This window comes from Streptomyces sp. NPDC059695, from assembly GCF_042733785.1.
Classification (GTDB): domain Bacteria; phylum Actinomycetota; class Actinomycetes; order Streptomycetales; family Streptomycetaceae; genus Streptomyces.
Window position 1 is genome coordinate 241,395 of record NZ_JBHWFF010000005.1, and the last position, 20,870, is coordinate 262,264.

At 74.5% G+C, this 20,870-nt stretch carries 22 protein-coding genes and 1 riboswitch; of the genes, 11 read left to right on the forward strand and 11 right to left on the reverse strand.

Annotated elements, in window-relative coordinates:
- Positions 1-2 precede the first annotated feature (2 nt).
- Entirely contained in the window at positions 3-731 is a 729-nt protein-coding gene (locus tag ACFV2S_RS09020) for a ZIP family metal transporter (protein ID WP_329856422.1), read from the forward strand.
- Between the two features lie 2 nt (positions 732-733).
- Here ACFV2S_RS09020 and ACFV2S_RS09025 read toward each other — a convergent pair whose 3' ends face one another.
- The 7 genes from ACFV2S_RS09025 to ACFV2S_RS09055 all read right to left on the reverse strand — a co-directional run bounded on the left by ACFV2S_RS09025 (position 734) and on the right by ACFV2S_RS09055 (position 9,091).
- Positions 734-2,095 carry a cobyrinate a,c-diamide synthase gene (locus ACFV2S_RS09025; protein WP_385555623.1) on the reverse strand — a complete coding sequence of 454 codons (1,362 nt, stop codon included), beginning with the start codon at positions 2,093-2,095 and terminating at the stop codon, positions 734-736.
- Positions 2,089-2,697 (reverse strand): cob(I)yrinic acid a,c-diamide adenosyltransferase, encoded by a 609-nt coding sequence (cobO, locus tag ACFV2S_RS09030; RefSeq protein WP_383795060.1) that lies wholly within the window; start codon positions 2,695-2,697, stop codon positions 2,089-2,091. The genes ACFV2S_RS09025 and cobO overlap by 7 nt, the downstream gene beginning before the upstream one ends.
- Positions 2,697-4,745 carry a putative cobaltochelatase gene (locus ACFV2S_RS09035; RefSeq protein ID WP_385555627.1) on the reverse strand — a complete coding sequence of 683 codons (2,049 nt, stop codon included), beginning with the start codon at positions 4,743-4,745 and terminating at the stop codon, positions 2,697-2,699. The genes cobO and ACFV2S_RS09035 overlap by 1 nt, the downstream gene beginning before the upstream one ends.
- 55 nt (positions 4,746-4,800) lie before the next feature.
- The gene (locus ACFV2S_RS09040) at positions 4,801-6,309 is read right to left on the reverse strand and encodes a cobyric acid synthase (RefSeq protein WP_385555629.1); all 1,509 of its coding nucleotides are present in this window, start codon (positions 6,307-6,309) and stop codon (positions 4,801-4,803) included.
- Positions 6,306-7,292 carry a cobalamin biosynthesis protein gene (locus ACFV2S_RS09045; RefSeq protein WP_385555631.1) on the reverse strand — a complete coding sequence of 329 codons (987 nt, stop codon included), beginning with the start codon at positions 7,290-7,292 and terminating at the stop codon, positions 6,306-6,308. The genes ACFV2S_RS09040 and ACFV2S_RS09045 overlap by 4 nt, the downstream gene beginning before the upstream one ends.
- A 34-nt stretch (positions 7,293-7,326) precedes the next feature.
- Positions 7,327-7,459: riboswitch (cobalamin riboswitch) on the reverse strand.
- Positions 7,460-7,581: 122 nt separating this feature from the next.
- Positions 7,582-7,803: a hypothetical protein gene (locus ACFV2S_RS09050; RefSeq protein WP_189802473.1), complete on the reverse strand. Its 222-nt coding sequence runs from the start codon at positions 7,801-7,803 to the stop codon at positions 7,582-7,584.
- Between the two features lie 16 nt (positions 7,804-7,819).
- Positions 7,820-9,091, reverse strand: coding sequence for an anion permease (locus ACFV2S_RS09055; protein ID WP_385555634.1), 1,272 nt, complete (start codon positions 9,089-9,091; stop codon positions 7,820-7,822).
- A 400-nt stretch (positions 9,092-9,491) separates the two neighbouring features.
- Between ACFV2S_RS09055 and ACFV2S_RS09060 the strand changes: the two genes are divergently transcribed.
- Positions 9,492-10,619, forward strand: a complete 1,128-nt coding sequence (locus ACFV2S_RS09060) for an alpha/beta hydrolase (protein WP_385555636.1) — start codon at positions 9,492-9,494, stop codon at positions 10,617-10,619.
- An 89-nt stretch (positions 10,620-10,708) separates the two neighbouring features.
- Positions 10,709-12,106, forward strand: coding sequence for a hypothetical protein (locus ACFV2S_RS09065; protein ID WP_385555638.1), 1,398 nt, complete (start codon positions 10,709-10,711; stop codon positions 12,104-12,106).
- 71 nt (positions 12,107-12,177) lie between these two features.
- On the opposite strand, the gene ACFV2S_RS09070 is transcribed toward ACFV2S_RS09065, so the two are convergent.
- Positions 12,178-12,582 (reverse strand): VOC family protein, encoded by a 405-nt coding sequence (locus ACFV2S_RS09070; protein ID WP_383795042.1) that lies wholly within the window; start codon positions 12,580-12,582, stop codon positions 12,178-12,180.
- 58 nt (positions 12,583-12,640) lie between these two features.
- The gene (locus ACFV2S_RS09075) at positions 12,641-13,531 is read right to left on the reverse strand and encodes a neutral zinc metallopeptidase (protein ID WP_385555641.1); all 891 of its coding nucleotides are present in this window, start codon (positions 13,529-13,531) and stop codon (positions 12,641-12,643) included.
- A gap of 299 nt (positions 13,532-13,830) precedes the next feature.
- Between ACFV2S_RS09075 and ACFV2S_RS09080 the strand changes: the two genes are divergently transcribed.
- The 3 genes from ACFV2S_RS09080 to ACFV2S_RS09090 all read left to right on the forward strand — a co-directional run bounded on the left by ACFV2S_RS09080 (position 13,831) and on the right by ACFV2S_RS09090 (position 16,949).
- Positions 13,831-15,429, forward strand: a complete 1,599-nt coding sequence (locus ACFV2S_RS09080) for an ABC-F family ATP-binding cassette domain-containing protein (protein WP_385555643.1) — start codon at positions 13,831-13,833, stop codon at positions 15,427-15,429.
- A 364-nt stretch (positions 15,430-15,793) separates the two neighbouring features.
- Entirely contained in the window at positions 15,794-16,015 is a 222-nt protein-coding gene (locus ACFV2S_RS09085) for a helix-turn-helix domain-containing protein (RefSeq protein ID WP_006123601.1), read from the forward strand.
- 133 nt (positions 16,016-16,148) lie between these two features.
- A complete protein-coding gene (locus ACFV2S_RS09090; protein ID WP_383795035.1) occupies positions 16,149-16,949 on the forward strand; it encodes an enoyl-CoA hydratase/isomerase family protein in 801 nt (266 codons plus the stop codon).
- A gap of 13 nt (positions 16,950-16,962) precedes the next feature.
- Here the strand turns inward: ACFV2S_RS09090 and ACFV2S_RS09095 are convergent, their stop codons facing one another.
- Complete coding sequence (locus ACFV2S_RS09095; protein WP_385555645.1) at positions 16,963-17,652, reverse strand: hypothetical protein; 690 nt, start codon at positions 17,650-17,652, stop codon at positions 16,963-16,965.
- Between the two features lie 93 nt (positions 17,653-17,745).
- Between ACFV2S_RS09095 and ACFV2S_RS09100 the strand changes: the two genes are divergently transcribed.
- From ACFV2S_RS09100 to amaP, 5 genes are read left to right on the forward strand one after another with little or no spacing between them, the layout of a single operon-like run.
- Complete coding sequence (locus ACFV2S_RS09100) at positions 17,746-18,222, forward strand: Asp23/Gls24 family envelope stress response protein (protein WP_385555647.1); 477 nt, start codon at positions 17,746-17,748, stop codon at positions 18,220-18,222.
- 42 nt (positions 18,223-18,264) lie between these two features.
- On the forward strand, positions 18,265-18,456 hold the full coding sequence (locus tag ACFV2S_RS09105; RefSeq protein ID WP_383786790.1) for a hypothetical protein: 192 nt from the start codon (positions 18,265-18,267) through the stop codon (positions 18,454-18,456).
- Positions 18,457-18,465: 9 nt separating this feature from the next.
- Positions 18,466-18,831 carry an Asp23/Gls24 family envelope stress response protein gene (locus ACFV2S_RS09110; protein ID WP_385555650.1) on the forward strand — a complete coding sequence of 122 codons (366 nt, stop codon included), beginning with the start codon at positions 18,466-18,468 and terminating at the stop codon, positions 18,829-18,831.
- Entirely contained in the window at positions 18,828-19,475 is a 648-nt protein-coding gene (locus ACFV2S_RS09115; protein ID WP_385555652.1) for a DUF6286 domain-containing protein, read from the forward strand. The genes ACFV2S_RS09110 and ACFV2S_RS09115 overlap by 4 nt, the downstream gene beginning before the upstream one ends.
- Before the next feature lie 22 nt (positions 19,476-19,497).
- Entirely contained in the window at positions 19,498-20,085 is a 588-nt protein-coding gene (gene amaP / locus ACFV2S_RS09120) for an alkaline shock response membrane anchor protein AmaP (protein ID WP_385555654.1), read from the forward strand.
- A 27-nt stretch (positions 20,086-20,112) separates the two neighbouring features.
- On the opposite strand, the gene ACFV2S_RS09125 is transcribed toward amaP, so the two are convergent.
- Positions 20,113-20,868: an SDR family oxidoreductase gene (locus tag ACFV2S_RS09125; RefSeq protein ID WP_385555656.1), complete on the reverse strand. Its 756-nt coding sequence runs from the start codon at positions 20,866-20,868 to the stop codon at positions 20,113-20,115.
- Positions 20,869-20,870 lie beyond the last annotated feature (2 nt).

Consider the following 20,870-nt stretch of genomic DNA (forward strand, 5'->3'; position numbering starts at 1 on the left):
CCATGGCTGTAGTCGTCGCGCTCGGCGCGTTCCTCATGACGCTGTTCGGCGGCTGGGTCGCGCAGCGCGTCACCGACCGCCGCCACCTCGTCCTCGGCCTCTCCGGCGGGCTGATGCTCGGCGTCGTCGGACTCGACCTGCTGCCGGAGGCCCTCCAGGCCGCCGGGAGGGAGGTCTTCGGCGTCCCGGAGGCCCTGCTGCTCTTCGTCGGCGGCTTCCTCTTCGCGCACGTCGTCGAGCGGCTCCTCGCCGTCCGCCGTGCGGCGCACGGGGTCGGTGCCGACGAAAGGGTTCCCCAGGTCGGCCTGACGGCCGCCGCAGCGATGGTCCTCCACAGCCTCATGGACGGCATCGCGCTCGGCGCCGCCTTCCAGGTCGGCGGCGGGATGGGCGCCACCGTCGCCCTCGCCGTCATCACCCACGACTTCGCCGACGGCTTCAACACGTACACGATCACGAGCCTCTACGGGAACGCCCGCCGCAAGGCCCTCGCGATGCTCGTCGCGGACGCCGTCGCCCCGCTCGTCGGCGCCGCCTCCACCCTGCTGTTCACCCTTCCGGAGGAACTCCTCGGCGGCTATCTCGGCTTCTTCGGCGGCGCCCTGCTCTACCTCGCCGCCGCCGAGATCCTGCCGGAGGCCCACCACACGCACCCGGCCCGCTCCACCCTGCTGTGCACGGTGGCGGGCGTGGCCTTCATCTGGCTCGTGGTGGGGGTCTCCGGCGGCTGAGCTCACGCGCAGTGCTCCACGAACCGCGCGGCGACCTCCGGAGAACCCGCCCAGTGGGTGTGCACGTAGCTGGCGTGCACCCCGCCCTGCACGAAGCCCTCCACGCGCCGCTCCGGCTGCCGCAGCCCCCAGGCCGCCAGCGGCCCGGCGCCCGGCTCGATCACGGTGCGGTGGAACTCGTGCCCCCGCAGCCGCGCCCCGGCCGGCGCGAGGACGCTGTCGTTCACGGCGACGGCGTCCCGGTACCCGAGGGTGAGCCGGTCCGACATCCGCGCGTCGGCGTCGAGCACCCCGCACATGGGCCTGCCGTCGAGCGACCGCGCCAGGTACAGCAGCCCCGCGCACTCGGCGGCGACCGGCGCGCCGGAGGCCGCGAGCTCGGCCACGGCCTTGCGCAGCGGCTCGTTGGCGGACAGCTGCTCGCCGTACATCTCGGGGAAGCCGCCGCCTATGACGAGCCCTCGGGTCCCCTCGGGGAGGGCCTCGTCCCGGAGCGGGTCGAAGGTGACGACCTCGGCCCCCGCGGCCCGCAGCAGCTCCGTGTGCTCGGCGTACGAGAACGTGAAAGCGGCCCCGCCGGCGACGGCGACGACCGGCCTCGTCGTGGGCACCACGGGACCACCGGCGTGCGGCCGCTCCCCGGCCTCGGCCACCCACGGCTCCGCGCTCAGCGCCGGCGCCGACCGCGCGAGCGCCAGCAGTGCCTCCATGTCGCACCCGGCCAGAACCTGCTCGGCCTGAGCCGCCACGGCGGCGACCGCGGCGGCCTGCCGCTCGGCCACCGGCACCAGCCCGAGATGCCGCGAAGGCGTCGCCACGGCGGGCGCCCGCCGCAGCACGCCCAGCACCGGCACCCCCGACTCCCCGAGCGCATCCCGCAGGAGGTGCTCGTGGCGGTCCGTGGCGACCTTGTTGAGGATCACGCCCCCGATCCGCACCTCCGGGTCCCAGGACGCGAAGCCGTGCACCAGCGCCGCCACCGACCGCGACTGCGAGGACGCGTCGACGACCAGCACCACCGGTGCCTTGAGCAGCTTCGCCACCTGCGCCGTGGAGGCCAGCTCGCCCTGGTCGGCGGCCCCGTCGTACAGGCCCATGACCCCCTCGACCACGGCCAGGTCGCAGCCGTGCGACCCGTGGAGGAAGAGCGGCGCGACCTGCCCCGTACCGCACATGTACGCGTCGAGGTTGCGGCCCGGACGGCCGGTCGCCAGCGCGTGGTAGCCGGGGTCGATGTAGTCGGGGCCGACCTTGTGCGGGGAGACGGCCAGACCACGGCCGGCGAAGGCGGCCATCAGGCCGGTCGCGACCGTGGTCTTGCCCGCGCCGGACGACGGCGCGGCGATGACGAGACGTGCTACCACTCGATGCCCCGCTGGCCCTTCTGACCGGCGTCCATCGGGTGCTTGACCTTGGACATGTCGGTGACGAGATCGGCGACGTCGCAGAGCTCCTGCGGCGCGTTGCGGCCGGTGATGACGACGTGCTGCTGCCCGGGACGGTCGCGCAGCACCTGGACGACCTCCTCGACGTCGATCCAGCCCCAGTGGAGCAGGTAGGCGAACTCGTCGAGGACGTAGAACTTGTACCGCTCCTCGGCGAGGTCCCGCTTGACCTGCTCCCAGCCCTCGCGGGCCTTCTCCTCGTGGGACTGCTCGCCGTCGGCGACCTCGCGCTGGATCCAGGACCAGCCCTCGCCCATCTTGTTCCAGGTGACCGTGCCGCCCTTGCCGGTCTCGCCGAGCGCCTTGAGGGCGTTCTCCTCGCCGACCTTCCACTTGGCGGACTTGACGAACTGGAACACCCCGATCGGCCACCCCTGGTTCCAGGCGCGCAGCGCCATGCCGAACGCGGCCGTCGACTTCCCCTTGCCGACACCGGTGTGCACCATCACCAGCGCCCGGTTGCGGCGCTGACGGGTGGTGAGACCGTCGTCGGGCACGACGGTCGGCTGTCCCTGCGGCATTAAGCGGCCCTCCATGCTGTCTGCGTTGTCTGTCCTGCTGCCTGTACGTCCCTGACGAGGCCGGCGATCGAGTCGGCGCGCAGCTCGTCCAAGGTGACGGCGGTGCCGCCGAGTTCGCGCGCCAGCGTCCCGGCGAGCCCGAGCCGCACCGGCCCGGTCTCGCAGTCCACGACCACCGACGCGGTGCCCTCGGCGGCGTGCAGCCGCGCCGCGCGGGCCGCGAGCGCCACCGGGTCGCCGCCGCCGCCGGTCGCCCGTCCGTCGGTCACGACGACGAGCAGCGGGCGGCGCGAGGGGTCCCGCAGCCGCTCGACCCGCAGCACGTCATGGGCCTTGAGCAGCCCGGCGGAGAGCGGGGTACGGCCTCCGGTCGGCAGCTTCTCCAGGCGCGCGGCGGCCGCGTCCACGGACGAGGTCGGCGGCAGCGCGACCTCGGCGTCCCGGCCCCGGAAGGTGACCAGGCCGACCTTGTCGCGCCGCTGGTAGGCGTCGAGCAGCAGCGACAGCACCGCGCCCTTCACGGCGCTCATCCGCTGCCGCGCCGCCATGGAGCCGGACGCGTCGACGGCGAACAGCACCAGGTTCCCCTCGCGCCCCTCCCGGGTCGCCTGCCGCAGGTCGTCCCGGCGGAGCACCAGACCCGGCCCGGACCGGCCGCGCGCCCGCTGGTGCGGGGCGGCGGCCTGGACGGTCGCGGCCAGGTGCAGCTTGGTGAGCGCGCCCCGGGGCCGGGTGGAGCCGGTGGTCCGGCCGTGCTCCGTGCGGGCCCGGGAGCGGCGTCCGGCCGCGCCCTCGCCGAGTCCGGGCACGCTCAGCACCTTCGTACGGAAGGGCTCGCCGGCCTTGACGGCGGCCCGCTCCCCGGCGCCCGGGCCCTGCGGGGCGGGCGCGGGCGCGCTCTCCGGAGCCTCGGCGGACTCGGGGGCCGGGCCGTCGGGGCCCTCGCCCTGCGGCGGGACGCCCCCGCCGCCGTCCGGGCCGCCGCCGGGCCCGCCGTCCCCCGGGCCGTCCGGCTCGGGGTCGTCGTCGGGCGCGTCGCCCCTGAACTGCTCCAGGGTCTCGTCGAGCTTGTCCTCGTCGAGGCCGGGCGCGTCGAAGGGCGAGCGGCGGCGGCGGTGCGGCAGGGCGAGCAGCGCGGCCTGCCGCACGTCCTCGGACGTGACCTCGGTCCGTCCGGCCCAGGCGGCGAGCGCGGTCGCCGTCCGGGCCATCACGATGTCGGCGCGCATGCCGTCCACCTCGAACGCGGCGCAGGTGGCGGCGATCTGGAGCAGGACGGCGTCCCCGAGGGCCACCCGCGGCAGCAGGGTCCGGGCGGCGACGATGCGCTCGCGCAGCGCGCTCTCCTCGCCGGCCCAGCGCGCGGCGAAGGCGGCCGGGTCGTCCTCGAAGGCGAGCCGCCGCCGGACGACCTCGACCCGCTGCTCGGGGTCCCGGGAGGCCGCGACTTCCACGGTGAGCCCGAACCGGTCGAGCAGCTGCGGCCGCAGCTCGCCCTCCTCGGGGTTCATGGTCCCGACGAGGAGGAAGCGGGCGGCGTGCCGCACGGAGACGCCCTCGCGCTCGACGTGGGAGGCACCCATGGCGGCGGCGTCGAGCAGATGGTCGATGAGGTGGTCGCTCAGCAGGTTGACCTCGTCGACGTAGAGGATGCCCCGGTGCGCGGCGGCGAGCAGCCCCGGCTCGAAGGCCTTCACGCCGTCGGCGAGCGCCTTCTCGATGTCGAGCGCGCCGACGAGCCGGTCCTCGGAGGCGCCGACGGGCAGCTCGACCATGCGGGCGGGGCGGTCCGTGCCGGGGGCGTCGCCGTGCGGCCCGTCGGGGCAGCCGGGGTCGGGCGAGGCCGGGTCGCAGCTGAACCGGCAGCCGGCGACCACCGGGACCTCCGGCAGCAGCTCGGCGAGCGCGCGGACGGCGGTGGACTTGGCGGTCCCCTTCTCACCGCGCACGAGCACCCCGCCGACGGCCGGGCTGACGGCGTTCAGCAGCAGCGCGAGCCGCAGGTCGTCCATGCCGACGACGGCGGTGAACGGATAGCGGGTGCTCATCGGGTCTTCCTTCCATCGGGTTCGGTTCGCTGATGTCCCGCGGGACGGTCCTGCGTCACGGCGCTCCCGGCGGCACGAACGGCAGCCCCTCCGGAGCGCCCCGCTCGATCAGGCGGAGCAGCGCGTCGGTGTCGGCGTGTTCCTCGATCAGGTCGCCGAGCCGGTCGAGCTGCTCCTCCCGCAGCGCGCCGAACGACGTGTCGGGCGCGGGCACGAAGCGCCGGCCCGCCGCCGCCGCGACCTCCCGCAGGAACGCCCGGCGGAAGCCGTCGCTCTCCAGCGAGCCGTGCCAGTGCGTGCCCCAGACGGAGCCGACGCGGCAGCCGTCCAGGAACGGCTCCCCGCCCCGCACGTCCGCGACGCCGTGGTGGATCTCGTACCCCTCGACCCGCTCGCCGAGCGCCTCGCCGACCGGCCGGGCGAGGGTCTTCTCGATCCCGAACCGCACCCGTACGGGGAGCAGCCCGAGCCCGTCGACCACACCGGCCTTCGACTCGACGTCGTCCTCGATGCGCTCGCCCAGGGCCTGGAAGCCGCCGCAGACGCCGAGCACCGGCCGGCCCTCGGCCGCGCGCCGCACGAGCGCGTCCGCGAGGCCCCTCTCCCGCAGCCAGGCGAGCGCCCTGACCGTTCCCCGGGTGCCGGGCACGACGACGAGGTCGGCGTCGACGAGCTCCTCGGGCCGGTCCACGAACCGGACGACCACGCCCGGTTCGGCGGCGAGCGCGTCGACGTCGGTGAAGTTGGACATCAGCGGGACGGCGCAGACGGCGACCCGCAGCACGTCCGCGCCGACCGGCGGCGCGACGACCGACTCGCGGACGGTGCCCCGCAGGGAGACCCGCAGGCCGTCCTCCTCGTCGATGCCGAGCCCGTGCGCGTACGGCAGGACGCCGAAGGTCCGGCGCCCGGTGAGCCCGTGCAGCATGTCGAGGCCCGGTTCCAGCAGCGTGACGTCGCCCCGGAACTTGTTGACCAGGTATCCGGCCACGAGCGACTGGTCCTCGGGCGACAGCAGCGCCGTCGTCCCGAAGAACTGGGCGAAGACCCCGCCGCGGTCGATGTCCCCGACGACGACCACGGGCAGCTTCGCGGCGCGCGCGATGCCCATGTTCACGATGTCGGTGCGCCGCAGGTTGATCTCGGCCGGACTCCCCGCCCCCTCGCAGATCACGGCGTCATACGTGCCCCGGAGTTCCTCCAGGCACGCGAGGACCGGCTCGAGGAGTTCCTTCTGCCGGCCGCCGTGGTAGCCGCGGGCACTGAGCTCCCCGACCGGCCTGCCCATCAGGACGACCTGGCTGGAGCGGTCGCTGCCCGGCTTGAGCAGCACCGGGTTCATCAGCGCGGTCGGCTCCACCCGGGCGGCCTGGGCCTGCATGGCCTGGGCGCGGCCGATCTCGGCGCCCTCCCGGGTGACGAAGGAGTTCAGGGACATGTTCTGTCCCTTGAACGGTGCGACCTTGACGCCCTGCCGGACCAGCCAGCGGCAGATGCCGGCCGTGACGACGCTCTTGCCCGCGTCGGACGTGGTCCCGGCGACGAGCAGCCCCCCACCCCTCATGCGTTCCTCCGCTTCAGCGCGCTCGCGATCATGCGGCCGCCCACGCAGGCGGCCAGGGTCAGTCCGGTGACCCGGCGGGAGAGCCGGACCGCGCGGTCGATGTCGGCGACCTCGACGGGCCGCCCCTCCCCGTTGAGGACGGGCCGGTGCTCGACCCGCCCGGCGTACGAGAGGGTCCCCCCGAGCCGAAGGCCGAGGGCGCCCGCGAAGGAGGCCTCGACGGGGCCCGCGTTGGGGCTCGGGTGCTTCGCGGCGTCCGCCCGCCAGGCCCGTACGGCTCCGCGCGGGTTCCCGCCGGCGACGGTGGCGAGGGCGGCGGTCAGCCGGGCGCCGGGCCAGCCGGCCAGGTCGTCGAGGCGGGCCGAGGCCCAGCCGTACCTGCGGTAGCGGGGGGACTTGTGGCCGACCATCGCGTCGAGGGTGTTGACCGCGCGGAAGCCGACCAGGCCGGGCACGCCCGCGACCGCTCCCCAGAAGAGGGCGCCCACGACGGCGTCGGAGGTGTTCTCGGCGACGGACTCGACGACCGCGCGGGCCATCGCGGGGCCGTCGAGGGACTGCGGGTCGCGCCCGCACAGGTGCGGCAGCCGCTCCCGGGCGACCTCCAGGTCCCCGGCGGCGAGGGCGCCGCCGATCGCGCGGGCCTCGCGCCCCAGGGTCGTGCCGCCGACGACGGACCAGACGGCCGCGGCGGTGAGCGCGGCGGATCCCGCGCGGCTGCCCCGTACCGCACGGGCGGCGAGGGCGGCGGCCGCGACGGTGGCGCCGGCGCAGACGGTGGTGTGCAGGGCGCCCCAGCCGCGGTGGTCGCGCCACAGGGCGTCCTCGACGCGGGCCGCGGCCCGGCCGAACGCGGCGACCGGATGGCCGCGTCGGGGATCGCCGACGAGCAGGTCGACGGCGAGTCCGGCGGCCGCGCCGTACGCGAATCCGTCCGGGGAGAGGCGGCTGGCTCTGGGGAACAGGAGGGTGCGGCCGGGCATGGCGCTGTGTCCTCACTCAGGGTCCGCGCCCTGGATCGACGTGACCGGCGGCGAGAGTTCCTGACTCCCGGACCCGTCGGATCCGGTCACAGTGGCGGGACCGCGCCGGATTCGCACCGGACTTCCTCTACTGCCGCCGTAATGGCCTCGGCAGTCCACCACGGCCGAGAACAGCCGTCAACTCACCCTTGACCTGCACCGCGTCACTGTGCGGAGCACCACAAACACGACGGCGGGGCGGCCCGCACCCGAAGGTGCGGACCGCCCCGCCTGTCACGCCCGGCGTGCGTCAGGCGACGATCAGGTAGATGCCGTACGCCACGGCCGCCAGGCACAGGGCGAAGCAGGCGTAGGCGCCGGTGCGGGCCAGGGCGGCGGAGCCTCCCTGGGCGGCGGCCTGCTCCTGCTTGGAGAGGCCGATGACACCGAGGGTGAAGAGGCCCACGAGGGCGACGGTCGCCACGAGGCTGACTCCGAAGACGGAGCCGAGGGCTGCCCAGTCGATCTTCATGCTTGGTTCCAGTTCCTTAGACCGCGGCGGCGGGGGCCGGGGGAGCGGCCGGGTCCGTGGGGACCGGCGCGGGGATGGTGGTCTTCAGGTCCTCGTCCGCGACGGCGGCGACGGAACCGGCCGGCGGCGGGGTGACGGCCGCGATCGCGGTGGTCACGACGCCCGCGGGCTCGGAGTCGCCGTTCAGGTCGTCGGCGGTGACGTTGTGCTGGTCGACCGGCTTGCGGCGGGACAGCGACCAGATCACGGCCGACCCGGAGACCAGCAGGACCGCGACGGCGACGATGCCCCAGGGGCCCTGCTTGGTGAGGAACTCGGCACCGGCGCCGACGAGGCCGGCGGCGGGCAGCGTCAGGCCCCAGGCGACGAACATCCGGGTCGCGGTCGACCAGCGGACGACACCGCCCTTGCGGCCGAGACCGGCACCCATCACGGCACCCGAGCAGGACTGGGTGGTGGAGAGGGAGAAGCCGAGGTGCGAGGAGGCGAGGATGACCGTGGCGGCGCTGGTCTGGGCGGCGAAGCCCTGCTGCGGCTTGAGGTCGGTGAGGCCCTTGCCCATGGTGCGGATGATGCGCCAGCCCCCGAGGTAGGTGCCGAGCGCGATGGCGACACCGGCGGAGACGACGACCCACAGCGGGGGGTTCGAGCCGGGGCTGACGACGCCCTGCGTGACCAGGGCGAGGGTGATGATGCCCATCGTCTTCTGGGCGTCGTTGGTGCCGTGGGCGAGGGAGACGAGACCGGCGGAGGCGATCTGGCCGACGCGGTAGCCCTTGGCGGTGTGCTTCTCGTCGGTCTTGGCGCCGATCTTGAACGTCAGCCGGGTGGCCAGCATCGCGGCGAGGCCGGCGACGATCGGCGCGGCGACGGCCGGGATCAGGACCTTGGTGACGATGGTCGGGGCGTTCACGGCGGACCAGCCGGCCGACATGACCGCGGCGCCGATGAGACCGCCGAAGAGGGCGTGGGACGAGCTGGACGGCAGGCCCAGGAGCCAGGTCAGCAGGTTCCACAGGATGGCGCCCACGAGCGCCGCGAAGATCACTTCTGTGCGAATGCCCTCTTCGTTGATGATCCCGCCGGAGATCGTCTTGGCGACCTCCACGGACAGGAACGCTCCGACGAGGTTCAGCACGGCGGACATGGCCACCGCCGTCTTGGGCTTGAGAGCACCGGTCGAGATGGTCGTGGCCATCGCGTTGGCGGTGTCGTGGAAACCGTTCGTGAAATCGAACACGAGAGCTGTCACGACCACAATGGCGAGCAGCAGCGTGATGTGTTCCATTTACCCAGGCAATCGTTTGACGTCAGTGGCTCGACGAACGTAAGCAACCTGGGTGAACGGAAGGTGAACTGAGCCGGGCGGCGTGGTGTCCCTATCCGGTGTCAAGACATTCCGCTTGTGGCCCCCGGGTGTCCGGGTGTCCACGATGCGGTCACCCGGCAACCGCGGGTAATCCGGGCCCTCCCGGGGCACGTACGACCTGCCCCGCTTCCTCCCCCGTCACCCGGTTCCGCTCCCTGGACAGAACCATCCGGCCGGGGGACCGCCAGGAGGAGACCCATGTCACTCCACCGGGCGATCCCTCCGCTTCCCCCGCCCCCCCCGGCCGCGCCCCGGGCGGAGGGGGGCCGTCCGGGTCCGTCCGGTGGCAGCCCCACCCCTCCCTGCCGACACTGGGAGCGTGCGCCCGGCTACAGCGACGGCAGCGGCCGTCACCACCCTGATAGGTGTCGGCGCGGCCGCGATCGCGGCCGGCCGGTACGCCAGCGACGTCGCCCTCAGGGCGCCGTCCGGACGGCCCCTGCCCGGGGACCCCCGGCTCACCGTGCACGCCACGGGACCCGAACGCATCACCCTCACCCGCAGCCTCGCCTCGCTGCGCCCCGGCACCTACGGGATGGAGGCCCCGGGCCTGCACGCCGTCCTCGGCCCCGTCCTCGAACGGGTCCCGCACACCGCCGACACCGTCGTCCGCCGCCTGGAGCGGGTCGAACTCGGCGTCCTCGGGCCCGGCGCCCGCGTCCGGCTCACCCCCCAGCTGCACCGGGGCACCCCGATCAGCGCCCTCGGGCTCGCCCAGGAGGACGTCGAGATCCCCGGCGAACTCGGACCGCTGCCCGCCTGGCTCGTGGCCGGACCCCGCACCACCTGGGTGATCGCCCTGCACGGCCTCGGCACCACCCGCGAGCACCCGCTCAACCTGGTCCCCTTCTTCCACCGCCGCAAGATCCCCGTCCTCGTCCCCGCCTACCGGGGCGACGAGGGGGCGCCCGCCTCCCCGGACGGCCTCGCCCACCTCGGCGACTCCGAGTGGCGGGACGTCGACGCCGCCATCCGCTACGCCGTCCGCAGGGGTGCGCGGAAGGTCGTCCTGCACGGCTGGGGGACCGGCGCCTCGATGGCCCTGCGGGCCGCCGCGGAGTCGGGCGTGCGCGACCGGATCGGCGGCCTCGTCCTGGACTCCCCGGTGCTCGACTGGGAGGCCACCCTGCGCAACCTCGCGGCGGCCCGCCACGTCCCCGCGCCCCTGCTCCCGCTCGCCGTCCGCGCCGCCCAGGGCAGGACCGGCCCGCACGGGGACCTCCTCCAGACCGTCTCGGAGCCCGGCGCCCTGCGGGTCCCCACCCTCCTCTTCCACGGTCCCGACGACACGATCGCCCCCTGGGAGCCCTCCGTCGAACTCGCCGCCCGGCGACCCGACCTGGTCAGCCTCCAGACCGTGCGGCACGCCCCGCACGCCGCCATGTGGAACGCCGACCCGGTCCGCTACGAGGAGTCCGTCCGCCGCTTCCTCACCCCCCTGCTCTGAGGGCGGTCCCGAGGCCGCGGCGGCGCCCGAACCGACGGGGCGTCCGATTCCGATTGGGCTTTCGGGCCGACAGCGGGAAGACTGCCCCCGTGACGTCTCGAAAGCCCGATGAACCATTGGCGCGCAACTCCAGACTCCGACTCGTCCGCCCGCGGGCGCTGGCCACCGCCCGACGGGCGGTGACGACCCGGCGCACCCGGCCGGCGCCGCGGCCGCCCGAGGGCACCCCGCCCCGCGCGGAGCTCGCCCGCCAGGCCCGGCACGTCCTCGCCGACGCCGTACGGATCGCCCGCTGGGCCGCCGTCGAGCGCGGCTCCGCCACGGCGCCCCGCACAGGTCCCGCGCAGGAACGGGCCGCGGCCGCGCTGGAGCTGACGCCCGGCCAGGTCCGGGCCGGCTGGGACCGGGCGCGGCTCGCCGGGCTCGTCGAACTGCACGGCGACACCGCCCGCCCCGGCTGGCGGCTGCACGCCTGGGACCGTGACGACTCCGCCGTCCTGCGCGGCTGGGTCGCCCTCTTCGACGCCTGGTCCCTGGTGCACCCGTCCCCCGAGGGGGTCGCGCCGAGCGCCGTCGCCGAGGTCGTCGAGGCCGTCCCGCAGGTGCTCTCGCTGCTCCAGCTCTCGCAGGGCCCGGTCCTCGTGCCCGCCCTCCTCGACCTCCTCGGCCAGCGCGTCGAGGAGCTCCGCGAGGAGCGCTGCGAGGTCCCCGCGGCCGGGCCGGCGCCCGAGGCCGCCGACGCCCCGGCGGGCGACGGGCTCCCCACGCTGCTCGACTGGGCGCTGGAGGGCCTGGCCGCGGTCGGCGCGCTCACCCTGGACGCGGGCACCGACGGGCGCCACGCCACCCTGACCCCGCTCGGCAACTGGGCGGTCTGGGTCAAGCTGGAGCAGATCTGCGTCGCCGCGCAGAGCCCCGCGGGGAACATCGAGCAGTCCGCCGAGGACATGCTCCGCGGCTGCGCCCGGCTCACCCCGGGCCCGGCCCGCGACGAGTACCGCGCCTGGCTCGCGGCCCGCACGCTGTCCAGCGCCGTCGGCGAGCTCCTGGCCGTCGCCCGCGGCGAGGACGCCCTGCTGCGCGGGCTCGCCTTCGAGGCGCTCCGCGTCGTCGGCGCGCCCGCCGAGGCCGAGGTGCGGGCCACCGTCGCCGAGCCCTCGCTGCGGCCGTACGCGCTGCTCTGGATCGCCGAGTACGAGGGGGCCGACCCCGACGACGCCCAGGAGGTGCTGACCCGCGAGGAGTCGACCTGGCTCTGGGTCGACACCGCGGCGGCCGTGGCCGACCACGGCGAGAGCGAGCTGCTCGTCCGGCACCTCGACTCCGCGGTGCAGGGCACCGTCCCGGCGCTCCTCGACGAGATCCGCGCCGTGGGCCACCCCCGCACCGTGCAGGTCCTGGTCGCCCTGGCCGCGGCCCACCCGGACCCGGCCCTGGCCAAGGCGGTCCGCCGGGCCGCCTTCCAGGTCCACACCGGCGGAGCCTGAGCCACCGGAGCGCCGCCACCGGCGCCGGGACCGCCGCGTCGGCGGGATCCCGCCCGCCGCCGGACGCGGACCTACCCGGCGGTGGCGCCGGGGGCGTACGTGCCGAAGCTCCACACGTTGCCCTCGGCGTCCCGGGCCGTGTAGTCCCGGGAGCCGTACTCCTGGTCCGTGGGCGGCATCACGATCTCGATGCCGTGCGCCACGGCGCGGGCGTGGTGCTCGTCGACGTCGTCCACGCGCACGTACACCGAGGCCGGCCCGCCGTCGGCCATCAGCCGGTCGAACGCGGTGCCGCTGCCCTTGCTGCCCAGCATCACCATCCCGTTCCCGCAGGTGAGCTCGGCGTGCATGACGCGGCCGTCCTCGCCCTCGTACACGGCGTGTTCGGCGAAGCCGAAGCCCTCCGTGAGCTGCTTGATCGCGGCCTTCGCGTCCGCGTACCGCAGCGTCGGACAGATGTCGGGGGTCCCAGCCATCCCGATCACTCCCTCTCCATGTGACCCGGATCTCAGTCTGGCAGTCACCGCCGACAAGTCAGCGGAAGGTGTTGCACCGGGCCATGTCGCCCGTCCGGTAGCCCTCGTAGAACCACTGCTGCCGCTGCGCGGCCGAGCCGTGCGTCCACTTCTCCGGCGTCACCCGGCCCTGGAACCTCTCCTGGATCCGGTCGTCGCCCACGGCCGCCGCCGCGTCCAGGCCGTCCCGGATGTCCTCGTCGGTGAGCCGGGTGAGCACCGGCCGGCCCGTCCTCTCGTCGGGGGTGGTCGTCGCGTGCCGCGCCCAGACGCCCGCGTAGCAGTCGGCCTGGAGCTCGACCCGCACGGCGTTGGAGTTCGCGCCGGTGCGCCCGTCCTGGGCGCGGCTCAGGGTCCCCATCAGGTTCTGGATGTGGTGCCCGTACTCGTGCGCCACGACGTACGCCTGGGCGAAAGGTCCGCCGCTCGAACCGAACGTGGTCCGCAGCTCGTCGAAGAAGCCCAGGTCGAGGTAGACCCGCCGGTCGCCGGGACAGTAGAAGGGGCCGACCGCCGAGGTCGCCCGGCCGCACGCGGTGTCGACCCGGTCGGTGAACAGCACGGTGGCGGCGTTCCCGTAGGTGCCTCCCCGGCGCGCGTACTCGCTCCGCCAGAAGTCCTGGACGCTGTTGACGACGGCGACGATCCGGCAGTCCTCGCGCGTGTTGGCGTCCGTGCCCTTCCTGCAGCTCTGGCTCACCTGGGCCGCCGACGAGGAGCTCGCGACCGGCGCGTCCCCGCCCGAGGAGAGCCCGAGCTGGTCGGGCCCGACCCCGAAGAGCACGCCCAGGACCAGGGCGATGAGGCCGATGATGCCGCCGCCGACGGTCGCCCTGCCGCCCGGGACACGGCTGCCGCGGGCGTCCTTCACCTCCGAGGTGTCCAGGTCGGCGTCGTCGTCGAACTGCACGGTCCACCACCCTCCGCGTCGCCGTCACGGCGGTGGCCGCCGTCCTGCGCCGAGTATCGGACGATCTCCCGTGACCCGCCCCTTTTGTCACTCATCGGAAGGAATGTGAGAAAGCTCCGAGTTCGCCCGCCGTACCCGCGTGGCCGAAAACCAGTTGCAGACGCCCGTTAGAATGGCCGTATGGACATTCTCCCCTGGGACCTGATCCCCTGGGACATTCTTCCCTGGGTGCATTAGCGGCGTCGAAGCCTGCCACCAGTCGTCTCTTCCGCCGTTTCCCACCGCCCTGGAGTCTGTCCGTGATCACCGCTTCCGGCATCGAGCTGCGCGCCGGTGCCCGTGTCCTCATCGAGTCCGCTTCCTTCCGCGTCGCCAAGGGCGACCGCATCGGCCTGGTCGGCCGCAACGGAGCGGGCAAGACCACGCTCACCAAGTGCCTCGCCGGCGAGGGCCAGCCGGCCGCCGGCGCCATCGCCCGCTCCGGCGAGGTCGGCTACCTCCCGCAGGACCCGCGCACCGGCGACCTCGACGTCCTGGCCCGCGACCGCATCCTGTCCGCCCGCGGCCTCGACACCCTCATCAAGAAGATGCGGATGAACGAGGAGCGCATCGCCACCGGCGCCGGCGCCACCCGCGAGAAGGCGCTGCGACAGTACGAGCGCCAGGAGACCGAGTTCCTGACCAAGGGCGGATACGCGGCCGAGGCCGAGGCCTCCACCATCGCCGCCGCCCTGGGCCTGCCCGACCGGGTCATGGGCCAGCCGCTGCACACCCTCTCCGGTGGTCAGCGCCGCCGTGTCGAGCTCGCCCGGATCCTCTTCTCGGACGCCGACACCCTGCTCCTCGACGAGCCCACGAACCACCTCGACGCGGACTCCATCATCTGGCTGCGCGACTACCTGAAGACCTACCGCGGCGGCTTCATCGTCATCTCCCACGACGTCGACCTCGTGGAGACCGTGGTGAACAAGGTCTTCTACCTGGACGCCAACCGCTCCACGATCGACGTCTACAACATGGGCTGGAAGCTCTACCAGCAGCAGCGCGAGGCCGACGAGAAGCGCCGCAAGCGCGAGCGCCAGAACGCGGAGAAGAAGGCCGCCGCGCTCAACTCGCAGGCCGACAAGATGCGCGCCAAGGCGACCAAGACCGTCGCCGCGCAGAACATGGCCAAGCGCGCCGAGCGGCTGCTCTCCGGCCTGGAGGCGGTGCGCGTCTCCGACAAGGTCGCCAAGCTCCGCTTCCCGGACCCGGCGCCCTGCGGCAAGACCCCGCTGACGGCCGAGGGGCTCTCCAAGTCCTACGGCTCGCTGGAGATCTTCACCGACGTCGACCTCGCGATCGACAAGGGCTCCCGCGTCGTCATCCTCGGCCTCAACGGCGCCGGCAAGACGACCCTGCTCCGTCTCCTCGGAGGCGTCGAGACGCCCGACACCGGCGAGGTCACCCCGGGCCACGGCCTGAAGCTCGGCTACTACGCCCAGGAGCACGAGACGCTCGACCCCGAGCGGACCGTCCTGGAGAACATGCGCTCGGCCGCGCCGGACCTCGACCTCGTCGACGTCCGCAAGACGCTCGGCTCCTTCCTGTTCTCCGGCGACGACGTCGACAAGCCGGCGGGCGTGCTCTCCGGCGGCGAGAAGACCCGGCTCGCGCTCGCGACCCTGGTCGTCTCCTCGGCGAACGTGCTCCTCCTCGACGAGCCGACGAACAACCTCGACCCGGCCAGCCGCGAGGAGATCCTCGGCGCGCTGCGCACGTACAAGGGCGCCGTCGTCCTCGTCACCCACGACGAGGGCGCCGTCGAGGCGCTCGACCCGGAGCGGATCATCCTGCTCCCGGACGGCGTCGAGGACCTGTGGGGCCCGGACTACGCGGACCTGGTGGCCCTCGCCTGACCCCCGGGGCCGCTCCCGGGGGCTCCGAGGCCCCCGGGTGATCATCCCGGGCTGGATCATTCGGCTCATGGGTGATCCTTCATCTGAGTGAGGGTCTCTCGTACATCCCGGCGCGGTGCTCTGCCGAATCCTTCCGGCAGACCCGCGCCGTACGTGTGTTCCCATCGCCGCGCTGACCTGGCACTTCCCGTACCGCACGGTCCGGAGAGCCGTTCTCCTTCGTGCGGAATACCGGGTTCCGTTCGTGTTGACGGCGTACTCGTCCACAAACCCGGCGGCACGGACCTTGTCGAATGGGTGGCCAGGACGCACGGGAGGGGTGATCATGAGAAGTCCAGAGCGCACTTCCCATGAGGAGGCACGGGTGGCCGAGACTCTGAAGAAGGGCAGCCGGGTGACCGGCGCCGCGCGCGACAAGCTCGCGGCAGACCTGAAGAAGAAGTACGACTCCGGTGCGAGCATCCGGGCGCTGGCCGAGGAAACCGGCCGCTCCTACGGATTCGTCCACCGGATGCTGAGCGAGTCCGGAGTCACGCTGCGTGGACGCGGCGGAGCGACACGGGGCAAGAAGGCGGCCTCGGCCTGACATCGGGGCGGCTCGACCGGCCCGCCGGGACCTCCCGGTGGGCACCCGGTCGACCCTGCGGTCGTCCGGGTGGTTACTGTGCAGTCACTTAGCATCTCGCATGCAGTGCTGCACCGGAACCGGAGGCGCCCCCATGACTACGCTCGACGACTCTGAGCTCGTATTCGACAAGGACGGTGTACGGCTCACCGTCGAGGACGCCGTTGCCACGGTGACCCTGACCAACCCGGCGAAGCGCAACGCCCAGTCTCCCGCTCTGTGGCGGGCGTTGACGGAAGCCGGCCGGTCGTTGCCCGGCAGCGTGCGGGTCGTCGTTCTGCGCGGCGAGGGCAAGTCCTTCTCCGCCGGACTCGACCGGCAGGCGTTCACGCCCGAGGGCTTCGACGGCGAGCCGTCCTTCCTCGACCTCGCGCGGGGTTCCGACGCGGACCTCGACGCGGCCATCGCCGAGTACCAGGAGGCGTTCACCTGGTGGCGTCGTAGCGATCTCGTGTCGATCGCGGCCGTCCAGGGCCATGCCATCGGCGCGGGCTTCCAGCTCGCCCTCGCCTGCGACCTGCGGGTCGTCGCCGAGGACGTGCAGTTCGCCATGCGCGAGACCAGCCTGGGCCTCGTCCCGGACCTGACCGGGACGCACCCGCTCGTCTCGCTGGTGGGCTACGCCCGCGCGCTGGAGATCTGCGCCACCGGCCGCTTCGTGCACGCCGAGGAGGCCGAGCGCATCGGTCTCGCCAACCTGTCCGTCCCCGCCGAGGAGCTCGACGCGGCGGTACGGGACCTCGGCGCCGCCCTGCTCGCGGCGCCCCGGGACGCGGTCACCGAGACCAAGGCGCTGCTCCAGGGCGTCCCCGGCCGCTCCTACGAGGAGCAGCGCACCGCCGAGCGCGCCGCCCAGGCCCGCCGCCTGCGCGACCTGGCGGGCCTCGGCGACTGACGCACGCGCGCGTTCAGCGCAGCTCCGACACCAGCACCGTGACCGCGGTCGCCCCTGCGGCGGCCGCGGTCGCGGCGCTCCGGGCGGCGCGGGCCACGTCCAGCGGGCGGTGACCGGCCGTCACGGCCAGCTCCACCCGCACCTGGTCCGGACCCCGGTGCACCGGTGATCCCCAGAGGTCGGTCACACCGGCCACGCCCTCGACCCGCAGGACCGCCAGGGCCACCGGGTCGTCCGTCGCCGGAGCCGGGCGTCCCGGCGGGGGAGCGTCCTGCTCCGCCTCCGGCGGCTCCCCGTCGAGCAGCTCCGTCACCCGCAGGTCCACGGCCGTCACGCGCAGCCCGAGGCCGTCGCGCGCCGCCCCGAGCAGGGCCGCGCGCAGCGCGTCGGACAGCTCCGGCAGCGGCCGGCCCGCCACCGCCCCGAAGTCCGCGGTGATCCGCAGCGGCCCGGGCCCGAGCCCGCCCGCCGGCACCGGCAGCGGCCCGGCGGCGGCCGGCCCCTCGTCCCCGGCGGCCGGGTCGGGCCCGATCCGCAGCGCGCCCGGGACCGCTCCCCGTACCGCCGCCGCGGCCGGGCCGAGGACACCCCGCGCCGCGCGCTCCGTGATCCAGGCACCGTCCCCGGCCGCCCCGAGCGGCAGCAGCCTGCCCGGCGCCAGGCGGTCCCGTACCGCCGCCGTCCAACCCTCAGCCGTCGTCATTCCCCCAGCCTGCCGCATCCACGGGGCGAATGAGGGCAAGCGACCTTAATGTGGGCGAAGAACCCTGAAATATCCCAGAAGGGTCTGAATCTCATGACGGACACCACTCACTCCGGGGACCTCGCGGCGGAGGAACCGCGCCGCACCTCGGTGACCAAGCGGGGCGGCGGAGCACCGGCCTCCCGGGGCCGGACCACGATCGCCGACGGCGTCGTGGAGAAGATCGCCGGTCTCGCCGCGCGCGACGTCGTCGGCGTCCACGCCATGGGCAGCGGTCTCTCGCGGACGTTCGGCGCCGTCCGCGACCGGGTCCCCGGCGGGGGCGGCGGCAAGGCGAACGCCACCCGAGGGGTCAAGGCGGAGGTCGGCGAGGTGCAGACCGCGCTGGACCTGGAGATCGTCGTGGACTACGGCGTCTCCATCGCCGACGTCACCGGCGACGTCAGGGAGAACGTCATCGCCGCCGTGGAGCGGATGACCGGCCTCGAGGTCGTCGAGGTCAACATCGCGGTCAGCGACGTGAAGCTGCCCGACGAAGAGGACGAGGAGTCGGAGCCCCGGCTCCAGTAGTCGTCGGAACCCCGGCGACAGGGGCCAGGAAAGGGAATCGGTATGACGATGGCGGCGGTCGGCCTGGTGGCCGGCATGGCACTCGGATTCGCGGGATACTTCGGTGGATTCGGGGCGTTTCTGCTGGTCGCGGCCCTCGGGGCGATCGGCTTCGTGGCCGGTCGGTTCCTCGACGGGGACCTGGAGGTCGGAGACCTCTTCCGGGGACGCGATCGCGGCGACCGGCGGCGGTGACGCGGGGTGGTGACGGATCCGGCAGACGGCCCGGTGCGGGACGGGACGCGGGACCGGGGGGCGACCACCGTCGCCGACCGGGTCGTGGCGAAGATCGCCGCCCAGGCGGCCAGGGAGGCGCTCGACGCGGTCCCCGAAGGAGGGTCGAAGCCCCATGCCTCGGTCGTCGTCCACCGGGAGACCGCCCGCGTCTCGGTGAGCCTCGACCTCGACTACCCCTCCGACGTCGGCCGCCAGTGCGGCGCCGTCCGGAGCCGGGTCCGCGCCCGCGTGGAGCAGCTCGTCGGCCTGGAGGTCCACGAGGTGTCCGTCGACGTCGAGCGCCTCCACTCCGCGCACACCCGCCACACCACTCCGAGGGGCCGCCTCGCATGAGCACCACGACGCCGGAGGACACCCCCGACCCCGCGCCCGCCGGGAACGACGGCGGCGCCCGGCCCCCCGGGGACGGCAGCGGCGCCCCGCCCGTCCGCCGCTTCTGGGCCGTCCGCCGCATCCCCGCCGCCCTGCTCGCGGCCGTGGTCCTCGGCGGCGCCGGACTGCTCCTCTACGACGTCGCGGCCGTGCGGGCCGACCGGCCGGCGATGGCCTGGCGGCGCGAGCTCGCCGACGCCCTCGCGACCCGGCCGCTCGACGACACGGTGATCGTCGTCGGCGCGGCCGTCGCCGTGGCGCTGGGCGTCTGGCTCCTCGTGCTGGCCCTCACCCCGGGGCTGCGGGGCATCCTTCCGATGCGCCGCGAGCACACCGACGTGCGGGCGGGGCTCGACCGCGAGGCCGCCGCCTTCACCCTGCGGGACCGCGTCATGGAGGTCTCCGGGGTGCAGTCCGTCCGGGTGCGCGTCGGCCGTGCCAAGGTCGCCGTCCGGGCGGTGTCCCACTTCCGGGCGCTCGACCAGGTCCGCGCCGACGTGGAGACGGTGCTGGCCGACGGCGTCGACGAGCTCGGCCTCGCCCACCCGCCCGCGGTGACGGTACGGGTGGCCCGGCCGCCCCGGAAGGAAGGGAAGGCCACGTGAACCACCGGAGAGGGAACAGCCCGTGACCGTCGTCCTCCGACGCGTCAACCGCGTCCTGCTCGGGCTCGCCGGGCTGATCCTCGTGCTCGGCGGCGGCGCCGTCCTCGCGGCCGCCACCGGTCTGTCCGTACCGTCCTGGTGGCCCTGGTCGGGCCCCTCCGACGTCCTTCTCACCACCGCCCAGCGGCAGCGCTGGCGCAACGAGGGCTGGTGGTGGCCGGTGGTCATCGCCGCCCTCGGGATCGTCGTCCTGCTCGCCCTGTGGTGGCTGATCGCCCAGTTCCGGCGGGCCCGGCTCGCCGAGGTCCTCGTCGACACCGGAGACGGGGAGGCGGCGGTCCTGCGCGGCCGGGCCCTGGAGGGCGCCCTGGAGGCGGACGCCGCCGCGCAGGACGGCGTGGCCCGGGCCAAGGTCTCCCTCACGGGCCGCCGCGGCGCCCCCCGGACCCGGATCGTGCTCCTCCTGGAGCCGCACGCCTCGCCGGGCGACGCCCTGACCGCCCTCAGCACCGAGGCCCTGGCCCACGCCCGCACGGCGACGGGGCTGCCCGCCCTGCCGACCGAGGCACGGCTGCGCGCGGTGAAGCACCGCGCCCGCCGCGTCGCCTGAGGACCGCGAAGCCGCCGCCGCCCGGCGTCAGAACTCGGCGCGTGCCCCGCCGTCCACCGGGAGCATCAGGCCCGTCAGGTACGAGGCGGCCGGCGAGAGCAGGAAGGCCGCCGTCCGCCCGAACTCCTCCGGGGTGCCGTAGCGGCGCAGCGGGATCGTCAACTCGTTCGCCGCGCGGGCCGCGTCCGCGTCGCCGGAGAGCGCGTCCAGGGAGCGGACCCGGTCGGTGTCGATCCGGCTCGGCAGCAGGCCGACGACCCGGATCCCGCGCGGGCCCAGGTCGTTGGCGAGCGACTTGGCGAAGCCGGCGAGCCCCGGGCGCAGCCCGTTGGAGATGGTCAGGCCCGGGATCGGCTCGTGGACCGAGCCGGACAGGACGAAGCCGATGACCCCGCCCTCGCCGAGCGTCTCGGAGGCCGCGCGGGCCAGCCGCACCGCCCCCAGGAAGACGGTGTCGAAGGCCGCCGCCCACTCCTCGTCGGTGTTGTCCGCCGCGAAGCCGGGCAGCGGCCCGCCGACGCTGATGAGGATGCCGTCGAAGCCGCCGAACCGGGCCCGGGCCTCGGCGATCAGCCGGGCCGGGGTGCCCGGGTCGGCGTTGTCGGCGGCGATGCCCGCCGCACCCTCGCCCAGCTCGGCCACCGCGTCGGCGACCGTCTTCTCCTCGCGCCCGGTGACCAGCACCTTCGCGCCCTCCGCGAGCAGCGCCTCGGCCGAGGCACGGCCGAGCCCCCGCGTCGCACCGGTCACCACGTACACACGGTCCTTCAGTCCCAGATCCATGG

Coding starts and splice junctions, on each gene's coding strand:
- ACFV2S_RS09040 (WP_385555629.1), bottom strand. CDS start 6,309: ATGAGGGGTGGGGGGCTGCTCGTCGCCGGGACCACGTCCGACGCGGGC.
- ACFV2S_RS09090 (WP_383795035.1), top strand. CDS start 16,149: ATGACTACGCTCGACGACTCTGAGCTCGTATTCGACAAGGACGGTGTA.
- ACFV2S_RS09050 (WP_189802473.1), bottom strand. CDS start 7,803: ATGAAGATCGACTGGGCAGCCCTCGGCTCCGTCTTCGGAGTCAGCCTC.
- ACFV2S_RS09115 (WP_385555652.1), top strand. CDS start 18,828: ATGAGCACCACGACGCCGGAGGACACCCCCGACCCCGCGCCCGCCGGG.
- ACFV2S_RS09100 (WP_385555647.1), top strand. CDS start 17,746: ATGACGGACACCACTCACTCCGGGGACCTCGCGGCGGAGGAACCGCGC.
- ACFV2S_RS09035 (WP_385555627.1), bottom strand. CDS start 4,745: ATGAGCACCCGCTATCCGTTCACCGCCGTCGTCGGCATGGACGACCTG.
- ACFV2S_RS09020 (WP_329856422.1), top strand. CDS start 3: ATGGCTGTAGTCGTCGCGCTCGGCGCGTTCCTCATGACGCTGTTCGGC.
- ACFV2S_RS09125 (WP_385555656.1), bottom strand. CDS start 20,868: ATGGATCTGGGACTGAAGGACCGTGTGTACGTGGTGACCGGTGCGACG.
- cobO (WP_383795060.1), bottom strand. CDS start 2,697: ATGCCGCAGGGACAGCCGACCGTCGTGCCCGACGACGGTCTCACCACC.
- ACFV2S_RS09070 (WP_383795042.1), bottom strand. CDS start 12,582: ATGGCTGGGACCCCCGACATCTGTCCGACGCTGCGGTACGCGGACGCG.
- ACFV2S_RS09045 (WP_385555631.1), bottom strand. CDS start 7,292: ATGCCCGGCCGCACCCTCCTGTTCCCCAGAGCCAGCCGCCTCTCCCCG.
- ACFV2S_RS09105 (WP_383786790.1), top strand. CDS start 18,265: ATGACGATGGCGGCGGTCGGCCTGGTGGCCGGCATGGCACTCGGATTC.
- ACFV2S_RS09055 (WP_385555634.1), bottom strand. CDS start 9,091: ATGGAACACATCACGCTGCTGCTCGCCATTGTGGTCGTGACAGCTCTC.
- ACFV2S_RS09095 (WP_385555645.1), bottom strand. CDS start 17,652: ATGACGACGGCTGAGGGTTGGACGGCGGCGGTACGGGACCGCCTGGCG.